Origin of the sequence: Aeromonas sp. 1HA1, assembly GCF_029237385.1 — a bacterium.
Lineage (GTDB): Bacteria > Pseudomonadota > Gammaproteobacteria > Enterobacterales > Aeromonadaceae > Aeromonas > Aeromonas popoffii.
Genome location: NZ_JAACGC010000107.1, coordinates 1 through 8,025, shown reverse-complemented (window position 1 = coordinate 8,025; position 8,025 = coordinate 1). Strand labels below are relative to the sequence as shown.

Here is an 8,025-nt window from a genome sequence, read left to right as displayed (position 1 = left end):
ATTGGCGAGGCCGATACCCTGGAAAAGCTCGAAGCCCTGCTGCCATGGAACGTCCCGCTGGAGCCGATTGCAAAAAAAGTGGCGCAATACGGTAAAGGCAAGTAGGTCGATTTAACGGCGCTTACGCAATATGGCCCCAGGCAAAACGGCAACAGCACCTTTATTGATGCTGATTTTAATGAGGAGGTTGATCCTTGGCTGACATTGATGCAAACCAACACGATGACCAGTGCAGAGATTGAGGTCATCATCGAGCAATTTGGTTGTGAACTGGCGCATTCGGAGCATGCTGCCTCATCAGAAACACCTTGGGAAGCAAGGCTGCCGGTGGAGAATGGCCGTATTGCTGGTTGCCCTAGCAAAGTCGAGTTGGTTTTGGCCAACATGATCCATGTTCCAACAGCCTCATTACCTTCGCAGCTTCTTGCGCGGCTAAAGCGTCTGGCGACATTCTCCAATCCTCAGTTCTTCAAAATACAGGCCCTGCGATTTTCAACCGCAGGGATCCCTCGCCACATCTGTTGTGCGAGGATGGAGGAAAACTACTTGAGTTTACCGCGAGGAACGCAGGATGCGCTGCTGGAGTTGCTGGCAGAACAAGGCATTACCACTGAGCTGCGTGATGAGCGGACTGAAGGAACGCCATTGAAAGAGGTCCGCTTCCTGGGTTCTTTGCGTAAAGAGCAGCAGTTGGCTGTGAATGCGCTGGCAGAGCAGAATGTTGGGATCCTCCATGCGCCGACGGCATTTGGGAAAACCATCACGGCGATAGGAATGATCGCCAAGCGTCGGGTCAATACTTTGGTATTGGTACATACCAAGGAGCTGGTGTTGCAGTGGCAGGAGCGGCTTCAGTCATTTCTGGCTGATGTGGAGATTGGTGTCGTTTACGGGGGACGGGCAAAGCCAACTGGCCAAATCGATGTGGCAACATATCAAAGCTTGTTGGCTCGCACTGACAATACCATCAAGCCGTTTGCATTTGAATATGGTCAAGTCATTGTAGATGAGTGCCATCACTTGTCGGCTCCCCGGTACGAACATCTACTGAGTGAGCTCAGCCCTCGTTATGTCATGGGGGTGACGGCAACTCCCCAGCGTCAGGATGGGCACCAACCGATCATTTTTATGCAGGCCGGTCCTATCTGTTTTCGCGCGAAAGCACAGGAACAGGCAGATTTTGAGAAGACGCTGTATCGCTGTGTAGTCAACACAACTCCACCGGCGGCGTTGATGGACAAGGAGCACAAGCCACATATTTCCGCAGTCTTTAAATGGCTGATTGAGGATGAGGTGAGAACAGACCGGATCGTGTCGGACATTGTACGCAGCATTCAGGTGGGACGGAGCCCTATCGTGCTGACAGAGCGTCGTCGCCATGCAGAAGATCTGAGCAAGCGCCTTGAAGTATTGGGTTACCAGATTTCAACATTAAAAGGTGGTATGAAGGCATCGCAGATGCGGGAAGAGAAAGAGCGTTTGGGGAAGGCCGATGCGGTTATCGCTACTGGTAAGTACGTCGGTGAGGGGTTCGACTTACCACGCTTGGACACGCTGTTTTTAGTGCTGCCAATCTCCTGGAAAGGAACCTTGGCACAATACGTCGGACGGATCCATCGAGTGAGTGATGGTAAAGCCGAGGTTCAAGTGCATGACTACATCGATATTGGGCATCCCATGCTGGAGAGGATGTTCAGCCGTCGAGCCAAGGGCTATGCTGCGATGGGCTATCGCTTTGAGGATGTGGATCCTGATTCGTCTAGTCAGGGTGTCATTGAGGGGCTTTGATAAAACATTATAAATTTATCAAACTTTATTATCGCATCAATATGCAATGATGTTCATGGCTGAGCTTAAAATTATCAAACTTCTCATTCGAAATAGCTTAAAAAGCAACCAAAAACAGCGATTTTTTTATCAAAGTTTATTATCCTCCCACAAAAGAGCCGCATTGCGGCTCTTTTTTTGTCTGGTTGGCTGGCGAGGTGGTCGCTATGACAGCCGCAGGTTGGTGATGGTCACGTCCTCCAGCGAGGGTACTATGATGCCGCTGGAGATGCTCTTGGCGATCGCCTGGTTGCGGTTCTTCGAATCTGTCTTGTTGGTGACCTGATTGAGGTGGAAGTTAACGGTCCGTTCGCTGATGCCGAGTATGGTGGCGATCTCCCATGAGGTCTTGCCCTCACTGGCCCAGAACAGGCACTCCTTCTCCCGATCCGACAGCTCTGTGAGGTGCTTCATCAGATCCGGCCTGCTTTTTATCAGCTGCAACGCCGAATTGAAGATGTAGCTGGCGCAGAACGACAACAAGGGGACGTTTTCAAACATCAGATCGGAATTGGATTTTTCCTTGCTGATGAAAGAGAGGATGCCGTGTTCCCCCTGCGGGGTGTGCAGCGGGAAGGAGACGCCATTTCTCACTCCGAAGTCGGCTGCCAGATTCATCACCTCCCGGCTGGCGCTGGGCAGCCAGGGAGAGTCACAGTCGAGCTTGTTCCAGAAGATGGGCTGGGTCTGTTTCAGGCCCAGGAAGACCACTGGGTCCTGGGTCAGGTAGTGCCGCTCGCTGTAGGCTTCGAACCAGCTGGTGGGGCAGTTGTTGAACAAGGCCACGTGGGATTTCTGCATGCTGATGGGGAAAATAATCAGCAGACGGAAGTAATCAAATCCCATCTGATGACTGAAGCGCTCCAGTTGCTGCTGGATATCGCTGGTCCCCTTGGCCTTGGTGAACCGCTCTATGTGTTCCCAGATCGCATCGTTAAACATGTAGATCTCCTTTTTCGATCTCTATCACATTGATCGAAAAGATATTTTTTATTAACTAATTTGGTGTTGTGACGACCAACGCCAGTGACTCCCGTGCTTGCTTAAAAATTATCCTGTTTTTCGGCCGAAGGCCAAGAAAATCATCTGATTGCCTCTGACCCCACTCTTTGAGACAATGAGAATAGTTATCATTGATAAGATTTGTATCATGAACAAGTTTTGGAGTTTGGCCTTGTTGCCATTGTCAGTCCACTTTGCTGCCATCGGGGATGAGCTGGTTGCTCCTGCCCTCAACACCAGCATAGCTGCCGGGAAAGCCTCCCAGCAGCGGGTGGAAAAAGCCGCCGATGCCGCCATTGCCGCACGACTGGAGCTGCAAAATACCCAGCTGCAACTGCGCGACCTCGAAGCCTACAACCGCTACATGCAATCTCTGGTGGCCGATCAGCAAAATGAGCTGGGCAAATTGAGCCAGCAGCTGGAAGCGGTGCAAGAGACCCGTCAGGGCTTGATCCCGCTGATGTTGCAGATGCAGGCAGATCTGGAACAGCTGGTGCAAAACGACATCCCGCTGCGCCGGGAAGAGCGGCTGGCGCGGGTTGAACAGTTGAAAGCGACCCTGGCCCGAGCGGACGTGAGCGAGGCCGAGAAGCTCCGTCAGCTGCTGCAGGCCTATCAGATTGAAGCCGAATATGGCAGCCGGATGGACAGCTATTCCGCCGAGCTGGAGCTGGATGGTGCCCCGCGTCGGGTCGATGTGTTGGCGCTGGGTCGGGTCTCCCTGCTGGCGATGACTGCCGATCGCAGCCTGGCATGGCGCTGGTCAGCCGAGGCGAAGCAGTGGCAAGCCCTCGACAGCCAGTGGCTCTCCCCCGTCGCCGAGGCGATGGATGTGGCTGCCGACAAGAAAGTTCCCCAGTTGCTCAATGTCCCCCTCTCTGTCAGCCGCAGTCAGGAGGCGCAATCATGAGAGTCACCATGAAGTGGTTCCCCCTCCTTATTGCCCTCTCCTGCGGTGCCAACGCCGCTGTCGCCGATGAGTGGCAGGAGCAGGAGCAGGCCCGCGAACAGCAGGCTCAGCAAGACTTAGCGACTGCTGCCAAGGAGCTTGGCACGGCCCGCGCCAAACTGGCCGAAGCCCAGCGTCTGAGCAAGGAGCTGGCCAGCCAGTTCGCCAGCAACGAGAAGCAGCTGACTGAGCTCAGTGCCCAGTGGGAGCAAGCCTCCGGCGACATGAACGAGATCTTCGCAGTCACCCGTCAGGGCGCCAGCGATGCGGTCAAGTTGCTGGCCGACTCTGCGGTCGAGGGGCAGCATCCTGATCGCCTCGCCCCGCTGAAAACCATGGCACAGGATAAACAGGTGCCGGATCGCGCTGCCCTTGCCCTGCTGCCCGCCACGCTGCTGCAAGAGATCCGCGAATCTGGCCGGATTGCCCAGTTCAACGGCAAGGTGCTCGATGCCCAGGGGGCTGCCAGCGAGCAGTCGCTGACCCGGGTTGGCAGCTTTGCCCTGCTGGGGAGCGAAGGCTTCCTGCAGCCGACCGCTGAAGGCTTGAGTCCGGTGCTGGGTCTGCCCGGTAGAGTGCTCTCTACAGTCGCGGCGTATCAGGGTCAGGAAGGGGAAGCGCTGCCGCTGGATCCTGCTCATGGCACTCTGCTGGCGATGTTGGCACAGGCGCCCACCTTCTGGCAGCAGGTACAACAAGGTGGTCAGGTCGGTGCCATTATCGTGCTGCTGGCTGCCATCGGTTTGGGAATTGCTGCGGTACGGCTGTGGAGCCTCTCCCGCGAACTGTCGCGAGTGCGTCGCCAGCTCAAGAGCGGCGAGTATCACGCCGACAACGCCCTCGGTCGGGTGCTGACGGTGGCAGACAAACACCCCGAGCTGAGCATGGAGACCCTCGAACTGCGTCTTGATGAGGCGATCCTGCAGGAGACCCCTCGGATGGAGCGCGGCATCGGCATGGTCAAGGTGATCGCGGCCATCGCCCCCATGCTGGGTCTGCTCGGTACCGTTACAGGGATGATCGGCACCTTCCAGGCCATCACCCAGTTTGGTACCGGCGATCCCAAGATCATGGCGGGCGGCATCTCCATGGCGCTGGTCACCACGGTACAGGGCCTGGTAGCGGCCATTCCGCTGATCCTGGCCCACAGCCTGCTGCAATCCCGCTTCACCGAACTCTCCAATGTGCTGGAGCAGCAGGTGGCCGGCATTCTGGCCGAGCGCGCCGAGAGCAATAACGGCGGGATGGAGCGAGCAGCATGATGCTCGACATCTGGCAACAGCTACAGAGCTTCATGGGCCGTGGCGGCCCGGTGCTCTGGGTCATTCTGGCCCTGCTGGTGCTGATGTGGATTTTGATGATCGAGCGGCTGCTCTACCTCAATCTGGGTTTTGGCCCCTTGCAGCAACAGCTGCTCGGCCGCTGGCAGGCCCGCCGCGAGCGCCATAGCTGGCACGCTCGGGCGATCCGCAGCCGCTGGCTGGCGCAGGCGGAGCTGGAGCTGAACCGTCATCTGATCTTCATCCGCACCCTGGTGGTGCTCTGCCCCATGCTGGGGTTGCTGGGCACAGTGACCGGCATGATCGGCGTATTTGATGCGTTGGCCGCGGCCAACCGCTTTAACCCGGAGAGCATGGCGGGCGGGATCTCCCGCGCCACCATCCCCACCATGGCAGGCATGGTGGTGGCGCTCTCAGGCGTGTTGTTACTCAGTCGGCTCGAGAGCCAGGCCAAGCGTGCGCTGGCCAAGACCCGGGACGGCCTGCGAGAAGAGAAGGTAATGCAATGAGACGGCAATCCAAACGCCAGCGTGACGAAGTGCAGATCGACATGACACCCATGTTGGATATCGTGTTCATCATGCTGATCTTCTTTATTGTCACCACCTCCTTCGTACGCGAAGCCGGGCTCGAGGTACACAGGCCCCAGGCCAGTCAGGCCAAGGCGCAGAAATCCTCCAGCATCATGCTGGCGATCGGGGCTCAGGGTCAGATCTTCCTCGACCGCAAGCAGATCGATGTGGAACGGGTACAGGCCACTATCGCCCGCCTGCTGGCGGAGCAGCCCGATGCCAGTCTGGTGATCCAGGCCGACGAACGGGTGCCCCACGGCAAGGTAGTGCGGGTGATGGATGAGGCCAAGGCGGCGGGTATCGCCAATATCGCCGTGGCGGTGGCGCCGAAATGAAATACAAGCTGATGAGCCTGGGACTGGGGATCGCCCTCAGTCTGGGCATCCTGCTGTTCATGGCCACGCTGGTTGAACCGCCTAGAGGCGAGAAGGTGGCGAGTGAGCAAAAATCCATCGTCATCAATATGCAGAACGAGGTGACCGAGGTGCAGGTGCGCGAGCGTCCTGTGCCGCAGGAACCCGATCCCTTGCCCGAGCCTCCCGCTGCATTGGCCTCGACACCGTTGCCGATGCCGGCTGCGGCCCCCTTGTCGGCCGTTGAGCCGAGCCTGGATCTGGTCTCCAGCCTCAGTGCTGTGCAGGTCTATGCCCCCGGTGTGGCGACCAGTACCGCACCGGTATTGAGTGGCAACTACCACGGCCAGCAGCAGGGGGCGGGTATCGGCGCTGGTGACATGTTGATGCCGTTGCAACGGATCGAGCCGGTTTACCCCTATCGTGCCCAACAGTCAGGGATCGAAGGATTCGTCACCCTGCGTTTTAGCGTGAATGCCGAAGGTGGCGTGCAGGATGTGGAAGTGGTCGAGGCTAGACCTAAGCGTCAGTTCGAGCGGGCGGCCATTCAGGCGATCAATAAGTGGCGCTATCAGCCGAGACCGGGCGCCACCGACAAGCTGGTGCAAGTCATCACGCTCAAATTCAAACTGGAGTCATAACAATGTTGCGGATCTGGATCTGTCTGCTGGCCCTGGTCGGCCAAGCCTGTCTGGCGATGGAGGTCAGCCCTCACTTCTCCCGTCAGCTTGAACCCGTGATGAAGCTCTATCAGTCCGGCCAGTGGCAACAGGCCCAGAGCAAGGCTTCCGGCCTCAAGCCAAATAGCGATGCCGAGCGCGCCTGGCTGGCCCAGCTGCAAGCCTCACTGGCAGCCAATCTGCAACAGACCGCCCAGGCGAGCCGCTACGTCGAACAGGCCCTTGCTTATAAAGAGTGGCCGGAGCAGCAACAGCTTCAGCTGCTGCGTCTGCGCGGTGATATTCAGGCCCAGCAATCCAACTGGTCCGGCGCCATTGCCAGCTACAAGGCGGCACTGGCGCTCCAGCAAGATGATGCTTTGCACCTGCGTCTGGCCGGCCTCTATTACCACAACAAGCAGTACGGTGATGCCGCCAGTCAGAGCGAACAGTTACTGAAGCAGGGTTGGCACAAGCAGGCCGCTATCATTCGTCTCTCAGCCCTTACCGCCCAGCAACGTTATGGCGTGGCTGCCGATCAGGCGGCCGAACTGATCCGCCATGAGCCGACAGAGAGCAAATGGTGGCAACAGGCGGTATCGCTCAGCCTCTCCGCCAAACGTGGCGATCAGGCGCTGGCGCTGCTGCAGACAGCCATCGACAGAAAACTGATGGATGACGCATCAGCTCGCAACCAGCTGATCCGCCTCTATGCCTGGCAAGGGCTGCCTTATCGTGGTGCCCGTCTGCTGGAAGCGGCCATGGCCAAGGGGCAGATGAAGCAAAGTGCTGAAAACCGCCAACTGCTGGCCCAATTGTGGGAAGGTGCCCGGGAGTGGTCACAAGCAGTCGATAGCTGGCAACAGTTGGCCAACCAGCACGGTCAGCCCAAAGCTGCCATGCGTGCCGCCGAACTGCTGCTGCAACAGGGCAAGACAGATGCCGCCATGACCCAGCTTGCTGCCATCAAGTCGGTAAAAGGCGAACAAGGCAATCGTGCCAAAGCGTTGCTGGTGCAGGCACACCTTAATAAGGAGCAGTATGCCCAGGCGCTGGAACTGGCCCGTGAGCTGCAGCAACAGGATAACTGGCAGCAGAAGGCAACCAGCTGGGTCAACTATATCCGGGCACAAAGCGAAGAGTTGAGCAAAAAAGCGGCGTAAAAGAGGTGCCAAGGGGCTGTTTTGGGGCGTTCAGTTCGCTTTTTCAGCAAGCGAACGCATTTTTGCAAAAAGCCCTTGTCATCCCGGCGTGGCTCCCTATAATGCGCCCCTACCAGCACGGCGGAACACGCCAACCTGATGAGCCAGCTTCCTTGTGAAGTGGGCGCAGAAAGAAAAGCGAAAACAACCGCTTGACTTTCGAAGTGAGGAGCGTAATATG

Annotated in this window: 8 protein-coding genes; 7 read left to right on the top strand and 1 reads right to left on the bottom strand. The window is 57.5% G+C overall.

What is annotated here, in order from left to right:
- Positions 1-207: 207 nt before the first annotated feature.
- The gene (locus GWQ22_RS20125) at positions 208-1,788 is read left to right on the top strand and encodes a DEAD/DEAH box helicase (protein WP_275931435.1); all 1,581 of its coding nucleotides are present in this window, start codon (positions 208-210) and stop codon (positions 1,786-1,788) included.
- A 204-nt stretch (positions 1,789-1,992) separates the two neighbouring features.
- Here GWQ22_RS20125 and GWQ22_RS20120 read toward each other — a convergent pair whose 3' ends face one another.
- Positions 1,993-2,769, bottom strand: coding sequence for a LuxR family transcriptional regulator (locus GWQ22_RS20120; protein ID WP_042037178.1), 777 nt, complete (start codon positions 2,767-2,769; stop codon positions 1,993-1,995).
- A gap of 208 nt (positions 2,770-2,977) precedes the next feature.
- Here GWQ22_RS20120 and GWQ22_RS20115 point away from each other — a divergent pair, with 208 nt between their 5' ends.
- The 6 genes from GWQ22_RS20115 to GWQ22_RS20090 are packed head-to-tail and all read left to right on the top strand — an operon-like array spanning position 2,978 to position 7,805.
- A complete protein-coding gene (locus tag GWQ22_RS20115; protein ID WP_275931434.1) occupies positions 2,978-3,739 on the top strand; it encodes a DUF3450 domain-containing protein in 762 nt (253 codons plus the stop codon).
- Positions 3,736-5,040, top strand: a complete 1,305-nt coding sequence (locus GWQ22_RS20110) for a MotA/TolQ/ExbB proton channel family protein (RefSeq protein ID WP_275931433.1) — start codon at positions 3,736-3,738, stop codon at positions 5,038-5,040. Before GWQ22_RS20115 ends, GWQ22_RS20110 begins: the two co-directional genes overlap by 4 nt.
- Positions 5,037-5,567 (top strand): MotA/TolQ/ExbB proton channel family protein, encoded by a 531-nt coding sequence (locus GWQ22_RS20105; protein ID WP_042037184.1) that lies wholly within the window; start codon positions 5,037-5,039, stop codon positions 5,565-5,567. Before GWQ22_RS20110 ends, GWQ22_RS20105 begins: the two co-directional genes overlap by 4 nt.
- Complete coding sequence (locus tag GWQ22_RS20100) at positions 5,564-5,965, top strand: biopolymer transporter ExbD (protein WP_005339369.1); 402 nt, start codon at positions 5,564-5,566, stop codon at positions 5,963-5,965. The genes GWQ22_RS20105 and GWQ22_RS20100 overlap by 4 nt, the downstream gene beginning before the upstream one ends.
- Positions 5,962-6,624: a TonB family protein gene (locus GWQ22_RS20095; protein WP_275931432.1), complete on the top strand. Its 663-nt coding sequence runs from the start codon at positions 5,962-5,964 to the stop codon at positions 6,622-6,624. Before GWQ22_RS20100 ends, GWQ22_RS20095 begins: the two co-directional genes overlap by 4 nt.
- A 2-nt stretch (positions 6,625-6,626) precedes the next feature.
- Positions 6,627-7,805: a hypothetical protein gene (locus GWQ22_RS20090; protein ID WP_275931431.1), complete on the top strand. Its 1,179-nt coding sequence runs from the start codon at positions 6,627-6,629 to the stop codon at positions 7,803-7,805.
- Positions 7,806-8,025: the final 220 nt, after the last annotated feature.